Origin of the sequence: Methylobacterium marchantiae (assembly GCF_042679825.1) — a bacterium.
Taxonomy (GTDB): Bacteria; Pseudomonadota; Alphaproteobacteria; order Rhizobiales; family Beijerinckiaceae; genus Methylobacterium; species Methylobacterium marchantiae.
In genome coordinates this window covers 27,707-46,196 of sequence record NZ_JBHTND010000031.1, presented here as the reverse complement: position 1 = coordinate 46,196, position 18,490 = coordinate 27,707, and the positions used below count along the sequence as shown (strand labels likewise).

Genomic DNA, 18,490 nt, shown 5'->3' with positions numbered 1-18,490 from the left:
CTGATGGATGTTCATCCGGTCTCTCCGACATAGCTGAAGCCTCGCAACTCCAGCCTCCTCGGTTCAGACCGGATGGACAACCTCCTGAAAGCTCACAGCTAGAGCGCGGGCGGAAGAGGGGACGCTTCCGAATAGGGCGCTCGCCTCATCCGACCCTGAGAAGCACGTGCTTCTTGCGGCCGAAGGAGAGCTTGATCACGCCGTCCACGTTGAGATCGGCGTTCGTCAGCACCGCCTTCTCGTCGGTGATCTGCACGTCGTTGACGCGCAATCCCCCGCTCTTGATCTGGCGCCTCGCCTCGCTGGTGGAGGGTACGAGCTTGGCATGGTCGGGCCCGAAGGCCGAGAGCACGCCGAAGCCGGCTTCGAGCACGGTCCCCGGAACCGTCACGCTCGGCAGGTCCTGCGCGACGCTGCCCTCGACGAAGGTCTTGCGCGCGGTCTCGGAGGCGGCGTCAGCCGCCTCGCGGCCGTGCATGAGCGCGGTCGCCTCGGTGGCGAGCACCTTCTTGGCGTCGTTGATCTCGGCGCCCTGGAGAGCGGCGAGCCGGGCGATCTCGTCCATCGGCAGCAGCGTGAACAGCTTGAGGAAGCGCGCCACGTCGGCATCCTCGGTGTTGCGCCAGAACTGCCAGTAATCGTAGGGGCTCAGCATCCCGGCATCGAGCCAGACGGCGCCGGCCGCCGTCTTGCCCATCTTGGCACCGGAGGACGTGGTGAGCAGCGGGCAGGTCAGGCCGTAGAGCTGCGGCGTGCCCATGCGGCGGCCGAGATCGATGCCGTTGACGATGTTGCCCCACTGGTCCGACCCGCCCATCTGCAGCACGCAGCCGTAACGGCGGTTGAGCTCGACGAAGTCGTAGGATTGCAGGATCATGTAGTTGAATTCGAGGAACGACAGCTCCTGGTCGCGCTCCAGCCGCATCCGGACGCTATCCATCGACATCATGCGGTTCACCGAGAAGTGCCGGCCGATGTCGCGCAGCATCTCGATGTAGTTGAGCTTCGTCAGCCATTCGGCATTGTCGACCATGGTCGCGGCATTGCCGCCGGTCCCGAAGGTCAGGAACCGCGAAAACGTCTTCTGGATGCCGGCCTTGTTCTCCTCGATCTGATCCAGCGTGAGGATCTTCCGACTCTCGTCGCGGCCGGAGGGATCGCCGACGCGGGTGGTCCCGCCGCCCATCAGGGTGATCGGCGTGCCGCCGGTGGCCTGGAGCCAATGCAGCATCATGATCGAGAGCAGATGGCCCACATGCAGCGAGGCCGCCGTGCAATCGTAGCCGACATAGGTCGTCAGGCGGCCCTCCAGCGCAGCGGCGTCGATCCCGGCGAGATCGGAGCCCTGGTGGATGTAGCCGCGCTCCGACAGAACCCGCAGGAAGTCGGATTTCGGCGCGAAGGGCTCGGCGGCGATGGTCGGAGCGGAGGACATGAGAGGTTCCGGATTCGATAGGTCGCGGCGCGGGACAGGGCAAACGCCCCCGTGATAGCACCGCACGATGATGCGGCGGCTCTTAGCAGGGCTGGCCCGGGAAGGCACGGGGCGTGAACGGAATGGCGATGATGCGGGCGATCGGCCTGATGAGCGGCACCTCCCTCGACGGGGTCGATGTCGCCCTGATCGAGACCGACGGCGAGGACGTGAAGGTCGTACGCAGCCATAACGGCTATCTCGAACCCCTCGGCCCCACCGGCTATCGCGGCTATTCCGACGAGGACCGTGAGCTGCTCCGCCGGGCCCTGTCCGATTCGGAAGCCGTGGTCGCCCGCGAGGACCGTCCCGGCTGCCTGCCCGAGGCCGAGGCCTTCGTCACCGCCGCCCATGCCGAGGCCGTGGAAGCCTTCCTTTCCGCCAACGGCCTGAGCGCCGCAGACATCGACGTGATCGGCTTCCACGGGCAGACCGTCGTCCATCGCCCCGACCAGCGCATGAGCGTCCAGATCGGCGACGGAGCCGCGCTGAGCCGCCGTCTCGGCATTCCGGTCGTGTCGGACCTGCGCCATGCCGACATCGCAGCGGGCGGACAGGGGGCGCCGCTGGTGCCGGTCTTCCACAAGGCCCTGGCCAAGGCCGCGGGATACGAGGGTGCCCTCGGCATCCTCAATATCGGCGGTGTCGCCAACGCCACGCTCATCGCCTCGAACGGCGACGTCATCGCCTTCGATACCGGCCCCGGCAACGCCCTCATCGACGACTGGATGCGCGAGCGTACCGGACGTCCACTCGACGATGGCGGCCGCACCGCCGCGCGTGGGCGGCCCGACGAGCCATTGCTCGCCTGGCTCCTGACCCACCCGTTCTTTGTCCGCCGGCCGCCGAAATCGCTCGATCGCAACTGGTTCTCGCACAAGCTCGCCGGCCAGCTCTCCACCGAGGACGGTGCGGCGACGCTGACCGCCTTCACCGCCCGCTCGGTCGCCCGCGCCCTCGATCATGCGCCGGAGATCCCTACGCGCTGGATCGTGGCCGGCGGCGGCGCCCGCAACGGCGAGCTGGTTCGCCTCCTGAACTATCACCTGCGTGCCGAGATCACGACGGCGGACGCCATCGGCTGGTCCTCGGCCTATCTCGAAGCCCAGGCCTTCGCGCATCTCGCGGTGCGTTCGCTGAAGGGACTACCGATCACCTTCCCGTCGACCACCGGGGTGCGCGAGGCGATGACGGGCGGGGTGCTGGCGCGGCCGGACGCATGAGCCCGACGCTTTGCCCTGAGCCGAAAGCCGCGCTAGAGCGTCCCACACCATGTCTCACAATACGTTCGGCCATCTCTTCCGCGTGACCACCTTCGGCGAGAGCCACGGGGTGGCGCTCGGCTGCGTCGTGGATGGGTGCCCGCCCGGCATTCCCATCGAGGCGGCCGACATCCAGGCGGAGCTCGACCGGCGCAAGCCGGGCCAGTCTCGCTTCACCACCCAGCGGCGCGAGCCCGACCAGGTCCGCATCCTGTCCGGCGTGTTCTCCGACGACCGCACGGGCGGCGTCCAGCTGACCACCGGCACGCCGATCGCGCTGGAGATCGAGAATACCGACCAGCGCTCGAAGGATTATTCCGAGATCCGCGACAGCTATCGTCCGGGGCATGCCGACTATGCCTACGATGCCAAATACGGCATCCGCGACTATCGCGGGGGAGGGCGCTCCTCGGCTCGCGAGACCGCGGCCCGCGTCGCCGCCGGGGCGATCGCCCGCCGGGTCCTGCCGGCAGAGGTCATCATCCAGGCCGCCCTGGTGCAGATGGGACCGCACGCCATCGACCGGTCGAGATGGGATTGGGACGAGGTGGCGCGAAACCCGTTCTTCTGCCCCGATGCCGAGACGGCCAGGTTCTACGAGGAGTATCTCGACGGCATCCGCAAGGACGGCTCGTCGGTGGGCGCGGTGATCGAGGTGGTGGCCGAAGGCGTTCCGCCCGGCCTCGGCGCGCCGATCTACGGCAAGCTCGACGCCGATCTCGCCGCCGCCATGATGTCGATCAACGCCGTCAAGGGCGTCGAGATCGGGGACGGTTTCGCTGCGGCCTCCCTGCGCGGCGAGGAGAACGCCGACGAGATGCGCTCGGGCAATGCCGGCGCGCCGACCTTCCTCGCCAACCATGCCGGCGGCGTCCTCGGCGGCATCTCCACCGGCCAGCCGCTGATCTGCCGCTTCGCGGTCAAGCCGACCTCGTCGATCCTGACACCGCGCATGAGCGTGACACGCGACAACCGCGACGTCGATCTCGTCACCAAGGGCCGTCACGATCCCTGCGTCGGCATCCGCGCCGTCCCCGTCGCCGAGGCGATGATGGCGTGCGTGCTCGCCGATCACTATCTGCGTCACCGGGGACAGGTCGGGACGCGGGGCTGACCCGCGCGCCGCGAGCCTATTCGCCCTGAGATTCCAAGAGACATCCCGTGCCCCATACCCACGTCACGCAGGCCATCGAGGCCTATGCCCGCGGCGAGATCGTCGTCGTCACCGATGATGACGATCGCGAGAACGAGGGCGACCTCGTCGTCGCGGCCTCGCTCTGCACGCCGGAAAAGATGGCCTTCATCATCCGCAACACCTGCGGCATCGTCTGCGCGCCGCTGACCCGCGCCGAGGCGCGTCGGCTGCGACTCGATCCGATGGTGGCCTCGAACGACGCGCCGCTCGGCACCGCCTTCACGGTGACGGTGGACACGAAACACGGGCTGACCACCGGCATCTCGGCCGAGCAGCGCTGCAACACGGTGCGGGCGCTCGCCAACGGCAACATGGGCGAATCGGACTTCGTCCGTCCGGGCCACGTCTTTCCGCTCATCGCCAAGGATGGCGGCGTGCTCATGCGCTCCGGCCATACGGAAGCGGCTGTCGACCTGTGCAAGCTCGCGGGACTTCCGCCCGTCGGCGTCATCTGCGAACTCGCCAACGACGACGGCACCGTGATGAAGGGGCCGCAGATCACGGCCTTCTCGGAGCTGCACAAGCTCAAGCGCGTCTCGGTGGCCGATCTCATCTCCTATCGCCAGGCGAGAGAGAAGCTGGTGGAGCGGGTCGGCACGTTCCCGGTCAAGTCGGAATTCGGCGATCTCACGGGCTTCGCCTACACCACGCCCTTCGAGACGGTTCAGCAATTCGCCTTCGTCCAGGGCAATATCGACGACGGCCGCGACGTGCTGGTGCGTCTGCACCGCTCGAACGTGGTGGCCGACGTAATCGGCGGCGGCAAGCAGATCGATTGCGTCCTGCGCCGCTTCGCCAAGGAGGGCCGCGGCGTCCTCGTCTATCTGCGCGACGGGACCGCCGGCGTGCCGCTCTCCTCCTATGCGGAGGAGGGGGCCGAGGCCCTGCGCGTGCGGCAATGGCGGGAGGTCGGTCTCGGCGCCCAGATCCTGCGCGACCTCGGCATCGTCTCGATCCGCAACCTCGCGACCTCGTCGCGCTCCTATGTCGGCCTGTCTGGCTTCGGCATCGAGCTCCTGGGCGACGTACCGCTGGAAGGGTAGGGCGCTCACCGCCCCATCAGCGCATCCACATGCGCCGTGACAGATCGCGCCAGGCCGTCGAGACTGTAGCCGCCCTCCAGCACCGACACGACCCGACCGCCGGCATGGCGGTCGGCGATCTCCATCAGCTTGCGGGTGGCCCAGCCGAAATCGCTCTCGTCGAGCTGGATGCTGGCCAGCGGGTCGAGCCAGTGGGCGTCGAAGCCGGCCGAGATGACGATGAGATCCGGTGCGAAGGCCGAGAGACGGGCCAGCACCCCCTTCTCGAACTTCTCGCGGAAGATGCCGCTGTCGTCCCCTGAACGAAGCGGCACGTTGACGATGGTGTCGTGGGTGCCGCGCTCTCCGACGGCCCCCGTGCCGGGAAATAGCGGCATCTCGTGGGTCGAGGCGTACATCACCGCCTTGTCGTCCCAGAATATGTCCTGCGAGCCGTTGCCGTGATGGACGTCCCAATCCACCAGCGCCACGCGGTCGGCGCCGTGACGCTCCCGCGCATGCCGCACGGCGATGGCGGCATTGTTGAACAGGCAGAAGCCCATCGCCTGCATGCGTTCGGCATGGTGGCCGGGCGGCCGCATGGCGACGAAGGCGTTCGAACACGCACCGCTCATCACGGCGTCCACCGCATGGACAGCACCGCCGACGCCGCGCAGGGACGCGTCGAGGGTGCCCGGCGACATCAGCGTGTCCGAATCGATCTGGACGTAGCCGGATTTCGGCGAGGCAGCGATGATCGCCTCCACGTAGGGAATGGGATGCGCGAGGGCGACCGTCGCCGTCTCCGCACGAGGCGCCGATTCACGGAGCAATCCCGAGAAGCGCTCCTTCTCCAAAGCCGCATCCACGGCGCGGATCCGATCCGCCCGTTCCGGGTGCCCGTCCGGCATCGCGTGATCCAGGGCGGATGGGTGGCTCACGTACAGGGTCGTCACGCTCATCCCTCCGAACGGTTTCCAGTCGACCCACTCGGCTCGACTGTGCTCTGAGCACAACATACGATGCAAATGCGCCACGGTAAGAGGCCGCGAGATTACGCGCCGATGAGTCTGCAGGTTAGATGGCGCAATAGTCCATCAACCACATTCTTCGAAGCCTTTCGGCCTCGAGTCAGGCTCCGTTCTCATGTCGTCCGCGCCCTGGTCGTTCCGCCCGTCCCGTCACTTCGACCTGCGCCGCTCGGCCGGAGCCGCGGCGATCCTGTCCGCCCTGTCGCTCGGTGCGTGCAACACCCAGACGGCGAACGTTCCGCTGGCTCCGCCCACCGCGCATACCGCCCTGACGCAGCCCGCCGCCCTCACGGGAGAGGCCCGCGACAAGGAATGGTTGAAACAGGCGCCCCAGGCCACGATCGATCCCAAGATCGCGCGCACGACCGTCGAGTACAAGACGAACGAGCCGCCCGGTACGGTCATCGTCGTGACGAAGGAGCGCCGGCTCTATTATGTGCTGCCCGACGGCAAGGCGATGCGCTATCCCGTGGCCGTGGGCCATGCCGGCATGGCCTGGGCCGGGACCGCGAATGTCGATCGCAAGGGCGAGTGGCCGGATTGGAACCCGCCGCCGGAGATGATCGCTCGCCGGCCGGAGCTGCCCAAGCGCCTCGAAGGCGGCCCCACCAGCCCCATCGGTGCCCGCGCGCTCTACCTCGCCGAGGGCAAGAAGGACACGCTGTTCCGCATCCACGGCACCAACGAGCCGGAGAAGATCGGGCAGGCCGTGTCCTCGGGCTGCATCCGCATGCTCAACGCCGACGTGGTCGACCTCTACGAGCGCGTGCCGATCGGCGCCAAGGTCGTGGTGCGCTGAGAGCGAGGACGCGTGCAGGCTGCGCTGCCCCGGCAGCGCAGCCTGCCGGAAAGGATACGATTCCGAAAGGCTCATTCGTGAGCAGGCTTTAACCTGAACGTTGATTCAGATTTGGCCGTTAACTCCTTGAACGGTTGCCTCCTGCATAGTCATCGACATGCAGAAACACAGACCGGCGCAAATAAAGCCGGGGAGGCATCAACCAATGATCAACCGTTCGCTTCAGCTCTTCTGTAACCGTGTCGTCGCCGCCGGCCGCATCACCGCCGCCGACGTCCAGATCCTCGGCCGCGACCTCCTCCCGGACGGCATCGCACATGCCGACGAGGCCGACATGCTCATCGCCCTCGACCGCGCCGTGCCGCAGAGCGACGTGTCCTATGCCGATTTCGTCAGCGCCGCCGTCGTGAACTTCGCCGTCTGGGGCGAGCGCCCCACCGGCTACGTCGATGCCGAGATCGCCCGCTGGCTCGTCGGCTCCCTGCGCAGCGATGCCGGCCCGACCCCGCTCGCCGCCCGCATCGCCTTCGAGATCGTGCGTGAAGCCGAGACCAGCCACGAGATCCTCGTGGCCTTCGCCATCGGCTGCGCCCACCGCCGCCACAACACCGAGCAGGCCTTCGGCGTCATCGAGCTCGATCTTCGCGACGCGGCCTGATCGCCCCGGCGCGACCCGCCCGCGGAACGGCCCAAGGCGGCCGAGGCACGGCAGTAACGGCCGGACGCCGAAGAATGCGCCTTCAGAATGGTATGCCAGCGAAGCCGGCAAATACCTTCCCTGGTCCAGCTTTGCGAAGCCGCACAACTGCTTTAACGGGAACGAGCTTGAGCGCGTCGTCGCTCGTGACCTATCCCGCTTTACCAGAGTGCCCGGACCGATGTTCGAGAAAATCCTGATTGCGAACCGCGGCGAGATTGCGTGCCGCATCATCAAGACCGCGCGCAGGATGGGTATCAAGACGGTCGCCGTCTATTCCGATGCCGACAGGGACGCCGTGCACGTGGCGATGGCCGACGAGGCCGTGCATATCGGCCCCGCTCCGGCGGCGCAGTCCTATCTGCTGATCGACAAGATCATCGACGCCTGCAAACAGACCGGGGCCCAGGCCGTCCATCCCGGCTACGGATTCCTGTCCGAGCGTGAATCGTTTCCGCGGGCCCTGGAAGCCGCCGGCATCGTCTTCATCGGCCCCAATCCCGGCGCGATCGCCGCCATGGGCGACAAGATCGAGTCGAAGAAGGCGGCCTCCGCCGCCAACGTCTCCACCGTGCCGGGCTTCCTCGGCGTGATCGAGAGCCCCGAACACGCCGTCACCATCGCCGACGAGATCGGCTATCCGGTGATGATCAAGGCGTCCGCCGGCGGCGGCGGCAAGGGCATGCGCATCGCCTATTCCTCCGGCGAGGTCGCCGAAGGCTTCGCCCGCGCCAAGTCCGAGGCCGCGTCCTCGTTCGGCGACGACCGCGTGTTCGTGGAGAAGTTCATCACCGATCCGCGCCACATCGAGATCCAGGTGATCGGCGACAAGCACGGCAACGTCATCTATCTCGGCGAGCGCGAATGCTCGATCCAGCGCCGCAACCAGAAGGTCATCGAGGAAGCCCCGTCGCCCCTCCTCGACGAGGAGACCCGGAAGAAGATGGGTGAGCAGGCCGTGGCTCTCGCCAAGGCCGTGGCCTACGATTCGGCCGGCACGGTCGAGTTCGTCGCCGGACAGGACAAGTCGTTCTACTTCCTCGAAATGAACACCCGTCTCCAGGTGGAGCATCCGGTCACCGAGATGATCACCGGCCTCGACCTCGTCGAGATGATGATCCGCTCGGCCTATGGCGAGAAACTGCCGCTGACGCAGGACGAGGTAAAGCTCAACGGCTGGGCCGTCGAGAGCCGCGTCTATGCCGAGGATCCGACCCGCAACTTCCTGCCTTCGATCGGACGGCTGACCACCTATCGGCCGCCGGAGGAAGGTCCGTTCGGCAACGCGATCGTTCGCAACGATACCGGCGTGGAGGAGGGCGGCGAGATCGCGATCCACTACGATCCGATGATCGCCAAGCTCGTGACCTGGGCGCCGACCCGCGCCGAAGCGATCGAATCGCAGGGCGAGGCGCTCGATTCCTTCGCCATCGACGGCATCCGCCACAACATCCCGTTCCTGTCGGCCCTGATGGCGCATCCGCGCTGGCGCTCGGGCAACATCTCCACCGGCTTCATCGCCGAGGAGTTCCCGGAGGGGTTCGCGGCTCCCGAGCCCGCGGGCGAGATCGCCCAGCGCATGGCCGCCGCGGCCGCGGCCATCGATCACAAGCTCAACACCCGCAAGCGCGGCATCTCGGGACAGATGCGCGATCCGGCCCTGCTCCATTTCGAGCGCGACCGCATCGTGATCCTGGCCGGCCAGTCCTATCCGGTGACGGTGGACGATCTCGGCGAACAGCTCGTCGTCACGGCCGAGGACGGCAAGACCTGGACGGTGGAAAGCGACTGGCGTCCGGGTGAGCCGGTCTGGTCCGGAGAGATCGGCGGCACCCGCGTCGCCATCCAGGTCCGCGGCCTTCTCAACGGCGTCGCGCTCCAGCACGGCGGCGCGGCGGCCGAGGCGCGGGTCTACACCCGGCGCGAGGCCGAACTCGCCGCCCTGATGCCGATCAAGGAGAATGCGGGCTCCGGCAAGCAGGTGCTCTGCCCGATGCCCGGCCTCGTGAAGGCCATCCTGGTGAAGGAAGGCCAGGAGGTGAAGAACGGCGAGCCGCTGGCCATCGTCGAGGCGATGAAGATGGAAAACGTCCTGCGCGCCGAGCGCGACGCCACCGTCTCGAAGATCGCGGCCAAGGAGGGCGACAGCCTCGCCGTCGACGCGGTCATCCTCGAATTCGCCTGACGGCGTTCTCCGCGGGGGACGTTTCATCCATCCCACCCTTTCCCGGACGCCTGAAGCGAAGCGGAAGGTGATCCGGGACCTGGCGAAGAAAGGGCCGCGTCAGCGGCTCATGATCGGCCGCGCGAACTGGACGCCCCTAAGGGTTTGGACGCTTCGCGGCTTCTTCCGCTGGGCCCCGGATCGGGTTCCGCTGGCGCTCCACCCGTCCGGGGAAGGGCACTTGAGGATCACACCGCCTCGGCGAGCCCGTCCACCAGGTCGAGCGCGCGCTCCAGCGCGGCGAAGCAGGCGGGATCGAAGGACGATCCGATATCGGCCCGCATGATCCCCAGGGCTTTCGGGATCGGCATCGCCGCCCGGTAGGGCCGGTCGGCGGTCAGCGCGTCGAAGACGTCGGCTACCGAGATGATGCGCGTCTCGAGGGCGATCTCGTCCCCGGACAGGCCGCGGGGATAGCCCTTGCCGTCGAGGCGCTCGTGATGACTGCCGCCGATGCGCGCCATGTCGTGGAACGCCTTCACCCGCGACAGGATCGTCTCCGACAGGGCCGAATGGTTGCGCATGGATTGCCACTCGATCTCGTCGAGCTTGCCGTTCTTGTCGAGGATCGCGTTCGAGACGCCGAGCTTGCCGATATCGTGCAGCAGCGCCGCCCGCCTGAGCCAGCGCCGATGGGCCGGCGCGAGGCCCATCTGCTCGGCGATCATGTCGGCATAGACCGCGACCCGCTCCGAATGGCCGGCGGTGAAGGGGCTCTTGGTATCGACCACCTGGGCGAAGGCGCGGGCGATATCGTCGAGGTAATCCTCGTCGATGACGACCTCCCGGTGCGCCGGTTCGAGGGCGAAGACGGAATCCTCGATTGTGTCGGAGGCGAGCGTCGCCCAGAACCCGTCGTCCTGCGCCACCCGTTCGAAACACGCCACGAGTTCGGGATCGAACCACGACCCGATGCGCGACCGTATCTCGGTCATCGCCGCCGCCCGCCCGGCCGAGCAGTGGAACACGTCGACGACCTGAGACAGGAGGGCGATGCGGGCATAGAGCGGGATGGCAGCTCCGGCGAGACGGTTGGGCTTGCCCTGGCCGTTCCAATGCTCATCGAGGGACAGGATGCCCGCGCAGACCGCTTCCGGAAACCGCATCCGCCGGGCGATCTCGGCACCGCGCTGGCAGCGGGTCTCGATGAGTTCGCGCGCGATCTCGCCGCCGTTCTGCATGATGTTGAGGATGGCGCGGAAGCGCTCGGCGAGGCCGGCCTTCAGGCCGGTATGGGAGAAGACGAAGCCGAGGACCTGCGGAAGCCGGTCGCTCACCGTCTTGAAGTCGTGTTTGAAGGTGAGGTCGTCGGTCAGGTAGAGTTCGCAGATCCGTGCGGCGTTGGACGAGCAGCCGAGGTCCTTCAGGAGGATCGTGTAGTACAGGTCCCACAGCTCGTATTCCTGCAGACCCATCTCGCGGCCGATATGGGTGCCGATCCAGCAGGAGCGCACGCAATGCCCCACCGGCTGGCCCTCGGTGAGGTCGAGGGCATGGCTGAGCGCACCCAGCAATTCCGAGAGCCGGACGCTCTGGTCGGTCGCGGCGGCATCGAAGTCGGTCCGGGACGTCGCGGTGGCGGTGATGGCTCGAAGCATTGTGCGCGGCAGGCCCTGGTCGTGATGTCGACCAGGTACCTCATGCGCCGTCGTCGTTGACAGCGGCTTACGAGTTCGTGCCTCTCGCGAAACGTGGTTGCCGAACGGTCAAGCTGAGGCCGATGGCGAAACGGAGCCCGACAGGCGCTCGTCACTTCCCCTCCGGTCATCAGGTCCATGCCCCTCTACTTCTCCTACGGCGCCAACATGGATGCCGCCGCGATGGCGGCACGCTGCCCCGGCTCGACTTCCCTCGGGACCGCCCGGCTGAACCGGCACCGCTTCATCATCATGCGGGAGGGCTATGCCTCGGTGGTGCGGGACCCGACATCCACCGTCTGGGGTATCCTGTGGGATCTGGCCCTGGCCGACGTGCCGGCCCTCGATCGCTACGAGGGCGTCGCCGGGCGCCTCTACACCAAGGCCTATCAGCCGGTGACGACTGCGACCGGGGTGAAGCGGGCCCTGATCTATCTCGGCTGCAGCGCCGTCGCCGGAGCTCCGAGGCCCGACTATCTCCAACCGGTCCTGGCGGCGGCCGAGGCCGCTTCCCTCCCGCCCGCCTATATCGCGGAGATGCGCCGGTGGCTGCGCGCCCCGCGTAGCTGAGGCGAGCGAAGCCCCGAACCGAAACGATGCCGCGCCGCTCGCGGCGAGCCATGCGAGGAGCGTTCCCTGGATACGATCAGAACCGTCGATGTCGTCATCAGCGGCCGGGTGCAGGGCGTCGGCTACCGCTACTGGACCCTCGGTCAGGCCGAACGCCTCGGCCTCGACGGGCATGTCCGCAACCGCGCCGACGGCAGCGTCGAAGCGACCTTCAGCGGGCGGCCCGATTCCGTCGCTTCCATGATCGAGGCCTGTCGGCGGGGGCCGGACGGCGCCCGCGTCAGCTCTGTGGAGGTGACAGAGGCGACCGAAACTCCCGCCTCAGGGTTCCACCTTCTACGGACCTGATCCATAGCCGACGCTCACAAGAGAACCGGATCGGAGATTCGTTTCCCACGCATCGGGCCGATACCCTATGGTCGCCCCCGCGGGCCGCAGGGTGGCGGGCCGGCGAGACCGGGCCGGTCCATCACGCACCGGAAGCGATCGGAGCCCATGCAGCACCCGTTGACTATCGCGGATTTCTCGCCGCTCGACATTGCGGGCCTCGCCTACTTCGTCCTCGCCTGGACCGGATACGGGTTGGCGGTGGCGCGGATGCGCGGACGGCGCACGAGTCTCAGCCAGATCATGAACCGTCAGCGGGAGAACTGGTCGCGCCAGCTCACTGTCCGCGACAACCGCGTGGTCGACACGACGATCAACGCCTCCCTGCAGAACGGGACGGCCTTCTTCGCCTCCACCTCCCTCATCGCGCTCGGCGGCGTGCTGACCCTGTCCCGCTCCGGCGACGACGTCCTGACCCTGTTCGGTGCCTTGCCCTTCGGCGCCATCGCCACCCGCGTCACCTGGGAGATCAAGGTCGCGGGGCTCGCGGTGGTGTTCGTCTACGCCTTCTTCAAATTCGCCTGGGCCTATCGCCTGTTCAATTACGGTGCGATCCTCATCGGCGCGGTGCCGCCGAAGGGGGTCGGTGCCCCGCCCGCCGAGATGGACCGCGCCGCACGCCGGGCGGCCGCCATGAACATCGCCGCCGGCATCCATTTCGCGAAAGGGCAGCGGGCATTCCTCTTCGCGCTGGCCTATCTCGGCTGGTTCGTGAATGCGTGGTTCCTCATCATCGCCACGACGGGAGTGGTCTGCGTCATGTGGCGCCGGCAATTTGCCTCCGACATTCGCGCCGCCCTCCTCGCCGAGGACGGCGGAGATACCCTACGAGACAAAGCCCCCCTGCAGGACACCGAATCATGAGCGCCGAGCGCAAGACCGTCAGCGAGGAGGAGATCGGCGAGTCGATCCTCCGCCTCGTTTTCGAGCGGGGGGAGGGCAAGACCGTCTGCCCTTCGGAAGTGGCGCGCCATCTCGGCGGCCCGCATCCGGATGGCTGGAGCCCGCTGATGCATCCGGTGCGGCGCATGGCGGTGCGCCTCACCAAGGAGGGCCGCATCGCCATCCTGCGCAAGGGGAAGCCGGTGGCCGACCCCGACGACTTCCGCGGGATCTACCGCCTCGGCCTGCCCATCGCCCCGACCGGGGAGGCGTGATCCGGCCCCTTTACCGATCCGGTCTCTCCCCGGCCGTCGAGGATCAATCGGAGTTCGGACGAGGCGCCGGCAACAGCGCGTCCGTGTAGCCGGACAGCCGGTAGGCGATCAGCCCGATCCATTCCTTGACCACCAGATCGAGGACCAGCAGCCCGTCGGACGCGAAGGTCTTCAATTTCCACGCGTCGCGCCAACCGGCGGTGCGGTAATCGACGGGATAGGCCGTCACGTCGAACCCGGCCTGGCGGAAGCAGCCCATGGCGCGCGGCATGTGCCAGGCCGAGGTGACGAGGAGCCAGCGCTCGCCGGCCACCGGCTTCACCAGTTGGGCCGAGAAGCGCGCATTCTCGTGGGTGTTGCGCGAGCGGTCCTCGAGGATCAGCCGGGTACGCGGCAATCCGAGCGTGTCCGCGAAACGGCTGACGACTTCCGCTTCCGATGTCCCGTCGGTGCCGAGCAGCCCGCTGCCGCCGGAAAACAGGAGCCGCGCTTGCGGGTAGCGGCGGGCCAGATCGGCGAAGGCGATCGGGCGCTCGCCCGCATCGTTGACCGAGAGTTGTCCGCGAGCGAGCGTCGTCTGGGTCTCGACCGCGCCGCCGAGGACGATGATGCCCTTGATCGGCGCGCCGTCGTCCGCGAACCGCGGAAACCGATTCTCGAGGGGCAGGGCGATCCAGGCGGCCAGGGGCAGGAGCCCGCCGAGGAACAATCCGGCGAAGCCGAGCAGGACCAGCCCGCGGCCGAAACGCGGCGTCCATCCTCCGAAGATCAGGATGCAGCCGGCGAGGCCCAGCAGAATGAAGAAGTTCGAGGGCGTGATCACGAAATAGATCAGCTTCGAGAGCGGAAAGAACATGTCTGGACCCTGAAGCCTCGTCTCTGCCGAACGACCCATCGGGCGGGGTGCGGGCTCAGCCCGGCTTCTCCGCATCCGGCGGGTAGGAATGCTCCCGACCCTGCGGATCGGTGACCCGCCAACCGGCTTCGTCCGCACCGACATAGGAAGGCCCGACCGGCACCTTGCCGTGACCGCCGGGAATATCCAGCACGTAGAGCGGCTGGGCGAGTCCGGAGAGCCGCCCGCGCAGATGTCCCATGATGTCCCGCCCCGCCGACAGGCCGGTGCGCAGATGGCCGGTGCCCGGCGCGAGATCGCCGTGATGGAGGTAGTAGGGCTTGACCCGGTTCTCGACGAAGTTCCGCATCAGGCGGGACAGCGTGTCCGGGTCGTCGTTGATCCCGGCGAGCAGGACGGACTGGCTCACCATCGGGATGCCCGCATCGACGAGCCGGGCGATGGCGGCCCGGGCGGGCGGCGTGAACTCGCGCGGATGGTTGGCATGGAGGGCGACGTAGACCGCCCCTCCGAAGCGCTTCAGTGCAGCCACCAGATCCGCATCGATGCGGGCCGGTTCCACCACCGGCACGCGGGTATGGACGCGCAGGACCTTGACGTGCGGGATGGCGCCGAGCGCCTCGGCGATCTGCCCGAGTCTGCGGGCCGAGAGCGCGAACGGGTCGCCGCCGGTGAGGATCACCTCCCAGATCTCCGGCCGGGCGGCGATGTAGGCGAGGGCGGCGGCGAGTTCGGCCTCGCTCAGGGTGCCGAGCCCGTCCGGGCCCACCATCTCGCGGCGGAAGCAGAAGCGGCAATAGACGGGACAGACATGGAGCGGCTTCAGCAGCACTCGGTCCGGATAGCGATGGACGAGACCGGGCATCGGTGAATGCGCGGCATCGCCGATCGGATCGGAATCCTCCTCCGGACGCGTCGCCAGTTCCTCCGCGCGGGGCACGAACTGACGGGCGATGGGGTCTTCGGGATCGGAGGGATCGATCAGTTCGGCCATGTCCGGCGTCACCGACACCGCGTAGCGCGCCGCCACCGCCTGCAGGACCGAAAGGTCGGCCGCCGGGACGAGCCCGGCCTCGGCGAGCTGCGAGGGGCTTCGGAGGGAGCGGGGCAGGGGTCGGTTCACGCGTTGCCCCCCTTCGCCGCCGGGGTCTCCGCCACGGGAGTCCAGATCACGTCGTCGATGCGCGGCGCGCCGACGGCGAGCATGACCAGCCGGTCGAGGCCGAGCGCGATGCCGCTCGCCTCCGGCATGATGGCGAGAGCCGCAAGGAAATCCTCGTCGATCGGGTAGGTTTCGCCGTAGATGCGCGCCTTCTCCGCCATCTCCGCCTCGAACCGGCGGCGCTGCTCGTGCGGATCGGTGAGCTCGCCGAAGGCATTGGCGAGTTCGACGCCGCAGGCATAGAGCTCGAACCGTTCCGCGACTCGGGGATCGCGGGCGCTGGGGCGAGCGAGGGCCGCCTCGCTCACCGGATATTCGCAGAGGAGGGTCGGCCGCCCGTCGCCCAGCCTCGGCTCGATGAGGGCGACGAGAACGCGGCTGAACAGGTCGGCCCAGCGATCGTCCGGCGCCACCCGCAGGCCGCAGGCCGCGACTCCGGCGGCCAGCGCGTCCCGGTCCGTCGAGCCATCGAGCCCGATCGTCGCCAGGAGGTCGATCCCGGCATGGCGTTCGAACGCCTCGGCGAGGGTTAGACGCTCGAAGGGAGCGAAGGGGTCGGATTCACGTCCGCGAAAGCGAAAGGAGCGGACCTTGGCCTCGTCGGCGGCCAGAGCGAGGATGTCGGCGCAGTCGCGCATCAGCACCTCGTAATCCTCGCCGGCCCGGTACCATTCGAGCATGCTGAATTCCGGGTGGTGCAGGGGGCCGCGCTCGCGGTTGCGGAACACCCTTGCGAGGCTGAACAGCCGCGTCTCGCCGGCCGCCAGCAGCTTCTTGCAGGCGAATTCGGGCGAGGTGTGAAGATAAAGCGGGGATTCCGCGCCGTCATGGCCGATGGCCAAGGTGGCGAACGCGGAGAGATGCGCCTCGTTGCCCGGCGAGACCTGGAGGGCGGCGGCCTCCACCTCGACGAAATCCTGCTCCGCGAAATGTCCTCGCAACGCGGCGACGATGCGGTTCCGTGTAAGCAGGGCCGGGCGGCGGTCGGCATGGCGATGCGGCGACCACCACGGCGAGGCGGACGCGCTCACGACCGACCGTCCCGCAGCCGGCTCGCCAAATGCGGCCGAGGCCGCCGTGCTGCTGGCAACGCGACGCCGGATAGGATAGTGGCGGAGCACAGATGTCGCTCCCGTGGGCAGAATCCACGCCGGGGCGTTCCATATATTGTCTCGAACAGGATCTGACCCCGTGAAGGTAATCGCCTCTACGCTCCGCAAGGGCAACGTCGTCGACAAGGACGGCAAGCTCTACGTCATCCTGACGGTGGAGAACATCCACCCCGGCAAGGGCACCCCCGTGACGCAGCTCGACATGCGCCGCATCACCGACGGTGTGAAGGTGTCCGAGCGCTACCGCACCACCGAGTCGGTGGAGCGTGCCTTCGTCGAGGATCGCGAGCACACCTTCCTGTACGAGGACGGCGAAGGCTACCACTTCATGAATCCCGAGACCTACGAGCAGGTCGCAGTGCCCAAGGACGTCGTCGGCAACGCCGCGCCCTACCTGCAGGAGGGCATGAAGGTGATGCTGGCCTCGCATAACGAGGTGCCGCTCACGGTCGAGTTGCCGCAGCGCGTCACCCTCGAGATCACCGAGACCGAGCCGGCGATGAAGGGCCAGACGGCGTCTTCTTCTTACAAGCCGGCGATCCTCTCCAACGGCGTGCGTACCGCCGTGCCGCCGCACGTGGCGGTGGGCACCCGCGTCGTCATCATGACCGAAGACGGTTCCTACGTGGAACGCGCCAAGGATTGATGCATCGACGACACGCGGCATCCGCCTCGCTGGTGAGGCGGATGCCGTTCTTCGAAGATGCCGATCACGGCGACGCCGGCGATCCATCGGCCGCGTCGTAGCAGGCCTGGGACAGGGCCTGGGCTTTCGCCCGCTCTTCCACCGTGAAGCCTCGCCCCGTGACCGCCCACAAATTCTCCCTTCGGAGCGCATCGCCGACGCAGCGGGCGGCCACCCGGCACGCCTGCGCTGTGCCACCGGTCGCCTCGCATTGCGTGCGGTAGTCCTGGCGGAACGCGACGAGACCGGCCTTCGGATGCGGGCCGGTGACCGCGACCACGCCCGTCAGCAGGGCGAGGAGCAGCGGCTGGTGGACGAGGTAGACCGCGAGGCTGTGGCGTCCCGCCAGGGCCAGCCCTCGCGAGGCGAGCGAGCGCGTCCGCCAATCAGGCAGCGCCGTGCGCAGGAAGGCCGGCAGTCCCAGCCGGGCCATCGCCACCCCCGCCAGGACCAGGCCGAACCAGGGAAACAGCGGCACGTAATCATTCGTGCGGGGCGGTATCGCGCCGAGCCCGAGAAAGCTCAGGATCGGATCGTCGAAGACGGCGAGGTGATAATCCGGGTTCGCCATCACCGCAGGCGCAGCGAGGACGACGATGCCGACCACGACCGCCGCCACCGGCGACACCCGCAGGAACGGCACGGCGAGCACGCTCGACACGGCGATGCAATGCAGGATGCCGAAGAAGATGTAGCTGTCCGGAAAGGCGTAGCGCGTCGCCGCCGTGATGAGGAGGGCGGCGACGCCGATCCGCGCGAGGCGCAGCAGAAACGCCCGTGGCCTGAGCCCATCCCGGTTCATCAGCACGAGGCCGATGCCGACGAGCACCAGGAACGTGCCTGCGATGAGATGGGCCGCGACCTTGCCCGGAGGCGTCAGGGCGTAGTTCTCCGGCGTGAGCGCCAGATACCCGAGATCCCAGGTGGTGTGATAGGCGGCCATCGCCAGGAGGGCGATGCCGCGCGCGACGTCGAGGATGCCGAAACGCCGCCGCGTTTCGCCGGAAGGCGCAACGGTCCGCCCCATCTCGGCATCGGAGACGGGGTTCGACATCGACGGCCTCATGCGGCCGGGCTTTCCTGCCGGCGCCGTTCGGTCGGACTCCGCGGGAGCGCGCAGGGAAAGGCCCCGGGATCGGGACGGAAAATCTGTGTCATGGGCGTTGGCTATCGCCGGTGGCGCGGTCGGCGCAAGGGCGGAACCGTCGCGGGAGCACGCG

General features: G+C 67.9%; 18 protein-coding genes. 11 read left to right on the top strand and 7 right to left on the bottom strand.

From position 1 onward, the window contains the following. Nucleotides 1–145: 145 nt before the first annotated feature. A complete protein-coding gene (tyrS, locus tag ACFQ4G_RS18495) occupies nucleotides 146–1,417 on the bottom strand; it encodes a tyrosine--tRNA ligase (RefSeq protein ID WP_238208973.1) in 1,272 nt (423 codons plus the stop codon). A 140-nt stretch (nucleotides 1,418–1,557) separates the two neighbouring features. Between tyrS and ACFQ4G_RS18490 the strand changes: the two genes are divergently transcribed. From ACFQ4G_RS18490 to ribB, 3 genes are read left to right on the top strand one after another with little or no spacing between them, the layout of a single operon-like run. Then, complete coding sequence (locus ACFQ4G_RS18490; RefSeq protein ID WP_238208972.1) at nucleotides 1,558–2,697, top strand: anhydro-N-acetylmuramic acid kinase; 1,140 nt, start codon at nucleotides 1,558–1,560, stop codon at nucleotides 2,695–2,697. 49 nt (nucleotides 2,698–2,746) lie between these two features. Next, the gene (gene aroC / locus ACFQ4G_RS18485) at nucleotides 2,747–3,850 is read left to right on the top strand and encodes a chorismate synthase (protein WP_238208967.1); all 1,104 of its coding nucleotides are present in this window, start codon (nucleotides 2,747–2,749) and stop codon (nucleotides 3,848–3,850) included. 47 nt (nucleotides 3,851–3,897) lie between these two features. Next, nucleotides 3,898–4,974, top strand: coding sequence for a 3,4-dihydroxy-2-butanone-4-phosphate synthase (gene ribB, locus ACFQ4G_RS18480; protein ID WP_238208966.1), 1,077 nt, complete (start codon nucleotides 3,898–3,900; stop codon nucleotides 4,972–4,974). Between the two features lie 5 nt (nucleotides 4,975–4,979). On the opposite strand, the gene ACFQ4G_RS18475 is transcribed toward ribB, so the two are convergent. Continuing rightward, nucleotides 4,980–5,915 (bottom strand): histone deacetylase family protein, encoded by a 936-nt coding sequence (locus tag ACFQ4G_RS18475; protein WP_379040789.1) that lies wholly within the window; start codon nucleotides 5,913–5,915, stop codon nucleotides 4,980–4,982. 184 nt (nucleotides 5,916–6,099) lie between these two features. Between ACFQ4G_RS18475 and ACFQ4G_RS18470 the strand changes: the two genes are divergently transcribed. From ACFQ4G_RS18470 to ACFQ4G_RS18460, 3 genes are all read left to right on the top strand, one after another. Next, complete coding sequence (locus ACFQ4G_RS18470; RefSeq protein ID WP_238208964.1) at nucleotides 6,100–6,783, top strand: L,D-transpeptidase; 684 nt, start codon at nucleotides 6,100–6,102, stop codon at nucleotides 6,781–6,783. A 205-nt stretch (nucleotides 6,784–6,988) separates the two neighbouring features. Beyond that, nucleotides 6,989–7,441: a hypothetical protein gene (locus ACFQ4G_RS18465; protein ID WP_238208963.1), complete on the top strand. Its 453-nt coding sequence runs from the start codon at nucleotides 6,989–6,991 to the stop codon at nucleotides 7,439–7,441. Nucleotides 7,442–7,661: 220 nt separating this feature from the next. After that, nucleotides 7,662–9,665 carry an acetyl-CoA carboxylase biotin carboxylase subunit gene (locus ACFQ4G_RS18460; protein ID WP_238208962.1) on the top strand — a complete coding sequence of 668 codons (2,004 nt, stop codon included), beginning with the start codon at nucleotides 7,662–7,664 and terminating at the stop codon, nucleotides 9,663–9,665. Between the two features lie 227 nt (nucleotides 9,666–9,892). Here the strand turns inward: ACFQ4G_RS18460 and ACFQ4G_RS18455 are convergent, their stop codons facing one another. Then, nucleotides 9,893–11,302, bottom strand: a complete 1,410-nt coding sequence (locus tag ACFQ4G_RS18455; protein ID WP_238208961.1) for an HD-GYP domain-containing protein — start codon at nucleotides 11,300–11,302, stop codon at nucleotides 9,893–9,895. 177 nt (nucleotides 11,303–11,479) lie between these two features. Between ACFQ4G_RS18455 and ACFQ4G_RS18450 the strand changes: the two genes are divergently transcribed. The 4 genes from ACFQ4G_RS18450 (at nucleotide 11,480) to ACFQ4G_RS18435 (ending at nucleotide 13,455) form a co-directional block, all read left to right on the top strand. Beyond that, nucleotides 11,480–11,911 carry a gamma-glutamylcyclotransferase gene (locus tag ACFQ4G_RS18450; RefSeq protein WP_238208960.1) on the top strand — a complete coding sequence of 144 codons (432 nt, stop codon included), beginning with the start codon at nucleotides 11,480–11,482 and terminating at the stop codon, nucleotides 11,909–11,911. A 66-nt stretch (nucleotides 11,912–11,977) separates the two neighbouring features. Beyond that, the gene (locus tag ACFQ4G_RS18445) at nucleotides 11,978–12,259 is read left to right on the top strand and encodes an acylphosphatase (RefSeq protein WP_379040793.1); all 282 of its coding nucleotides are present in this window, start codon (nucleotides 11,978–11,980) and stop codon (nucleotides 12,257–12,259) included. 147 nt (nucleotides 12,260–12,406) lie between these two features. Beyond that, the gene (locus ACFQ4G_RS18440; RefSeq protein WP_238208958.1) at nucleotides 12,407–13,162 is read left to right on the top strand and encodes a DUF599 domain-containing protein; all 756 of its coding nucleotides are present in this window, start codon (nucleotides 12,407–12,409) and stop codon (nucleotides 13,160–13,162) included. Beyond that, nucleotides 13,159–13,455, top strand: coding sequence for a DUF3253 domain-containing protein (locus tag ACFQ4G_RS18435; RefSeq protein ID WP_238208957.1), 297 nt, complete (start codon nucleotides 13,159–13,161; stop codon nucleotides 13,453–13,455). The genes ACFQ4G_RS18440 and ACFQ4G_RS18435 overlap by 4 nt, the downstream gene beginning before the upstream one ends. 43 nt (nucleotides 13,456–13,498) lie before the next feature. On the opposite strand, the gene ACFQ4G_RS18430 is transcribed toward ACFQ4G_RS18435, so the two are convergent. Genes ACFQ4G_RS18430 through epmA form a run of 3 tightly spaced genes read right to left on the bottom strand, consistent with a single transcriptional unit; the run spans nucleotide 13,499 to nucleotide 16,504 of the window. Continuing rightward, nucleotides 13,499–14,311 (bottom strand): YdcF family protein, encoded by an 813-nt coding sequence (locus tag ACFQ4G_RS18430; RefSeq protein WP_238208956.1) that lies wholly within the window; start codon nucleotides 14,309–14,311, stop codon nucleotides 13,499–13,501. A 55-nt stretch (nucleotides 14,312–14,366) separates the two neighbouring features. Beyond that, the gene (locus ACFQ4G_RS18425) at nucleotides 14,367–15,422 is read right to left on the bottom strand and encodes a lysine-2,3-aminomutase-like protein (RefSeq protein ID WP_238208971.1); all 1,056 of its coding nucleotides are present in this window, start codon (nucleotides 15,420–15,422) and stop codon (nucleotides 14,367–14,369) included. 8 nt (nucleotides 15,423–15,430) lie between these two features. Continuing rightward, complete coding sequence (gene epmA / locus ACFQ4G_RS18420) at nucleotides 15,431–16,504, bottom strand: EF-P lysine aminoacylase EpmA (protein WP_238208955.1); 1,074 nt, start codon at nucleotides 16,502–16,504, stop codon at nucleotides 15,431–15,433. A gap of 160 nt (nucleotides 16,505–16,664) precedes the next feature. Here epmA and efp point away from each other — a divergent pair, with 160 nt between their 5' ends. Beyond that, nucleotides 16,665–17,231, top strand: a complete 567-nt coding sequence (efp, locus tag ACFQ4G_RS18415; protein ID WP_238208954.1) for an elongation factor P — start codon at nucleotides 16,665–16,667, stop codon at nucleotides 17,229–17,231. A gap of 64 nt (nucleotides 17,232–17,295) precedes the next feature. Here efp and ACFQ4G_RS18410 read toward each other — a convergent pair whose 3' ends face one another. Beyond that, nucleotides 17,296–18,297, bottom strand: a complete 1,002-nt coding sequence (locus ACFQ4G_RS18410; protein WP_238208970.1) for a heparan-alpha-glucosaminide N-acetyltransferase — start codon at nucleotides 18,295–18,297, stop codon at nucleotides 17,296–17,298. Nucleotides 18,298–18,490: the final 193 nt, after the last annotated feature.

Bases quoted from the DNA above. Each gene is read 5' to 3' on its own strand.
- ACFQ4G_RS18490 (WP_238208972.1), top strand. From the start codon at position 1,558: ATGGCGATGATGCGGGCGATCGGCCTGATGAGCGGCACCTCCCTCGAC.
- aroC (WP_238208967.1), top strand. From the start codon at position 2,747: ATGTCTCACAATACGTTCGGCCATCTCTTCCGCGTGACCACCTTCGGC.
- ACFQ4G_RS18475 (WP_379040789.1), bottom strand. From the start codon at position 5,915: ATGAGCGTGACGACCCTGTACGTGAGCCACCCATCCGCCCTGGATCAC.
- ACFQ4G_RS18470 (WP_238208964.1), top strand. From the start codon at position 6,100: ATGTCGTCCGCGCCCTGGTCGTTCCGCCCGTCCCGTCACTTCGACCTG.
- ACFQ4G_RS18465 (WP_238208963.1), top strand. From the start codon at position 6,989: ATGATCAACCGTTCGCTTCAGCTCTTCTGTAACCGTGTCGTCGCCGCC.
- ACFQ4G_RS18460 (WP_238208962.1), top strand. From the start codon at position 7,662: ATGTTCGAGAAAATCCTGATTGCGAACCGCGGCGAGATTGCGTGCCGC.
- ACFQ4G_RS18455 (WP_238208961.1), bottom strand. From the start codon at position 11,302: ATGCTTCGAGCCATCACCGCCACCGCGACGTCCCGGACCGACTTCGAT.
- ACFQ4G_RS18450 (WP_238208960.1), top strand. From the start codon at position 11,480: ATGCCCCTCTACTTCTCCTACGGCGCCAACATGGATGCCGCCGCGATG.
- ACFQ4G_RS18440 (WP_238208958.1), top strand. From the start codon at position 12,407: ATGCAGCACCCGTTGACTATCGCGGATTTCTCGCCGCTCGACATTGCG.
- ACFQ4G_RS18435 (WP_238208957.1), top strand. From the start codon at position 13,159: ATGAGCGCCGAGCGCAAGACCGTCAGCGAGGAGGAGATCGGCGAGTCG.
- ACFQ4G_RS18430 (WP_238208956.1), bottom strand. From the start codon at position 14,311: ATGTTCTTTCCGCTCTCGAAGCTGATCTATTTCGTGATCACGCCCTCG.
- ACFQ4G_RS18410 (WP_238208970.1), bottom strand. From the start codon at position 18,297: ATGGGGCGGACCGTTGCGCCTTCCGGCGAAACGCGGCGGCGTTTCGGC.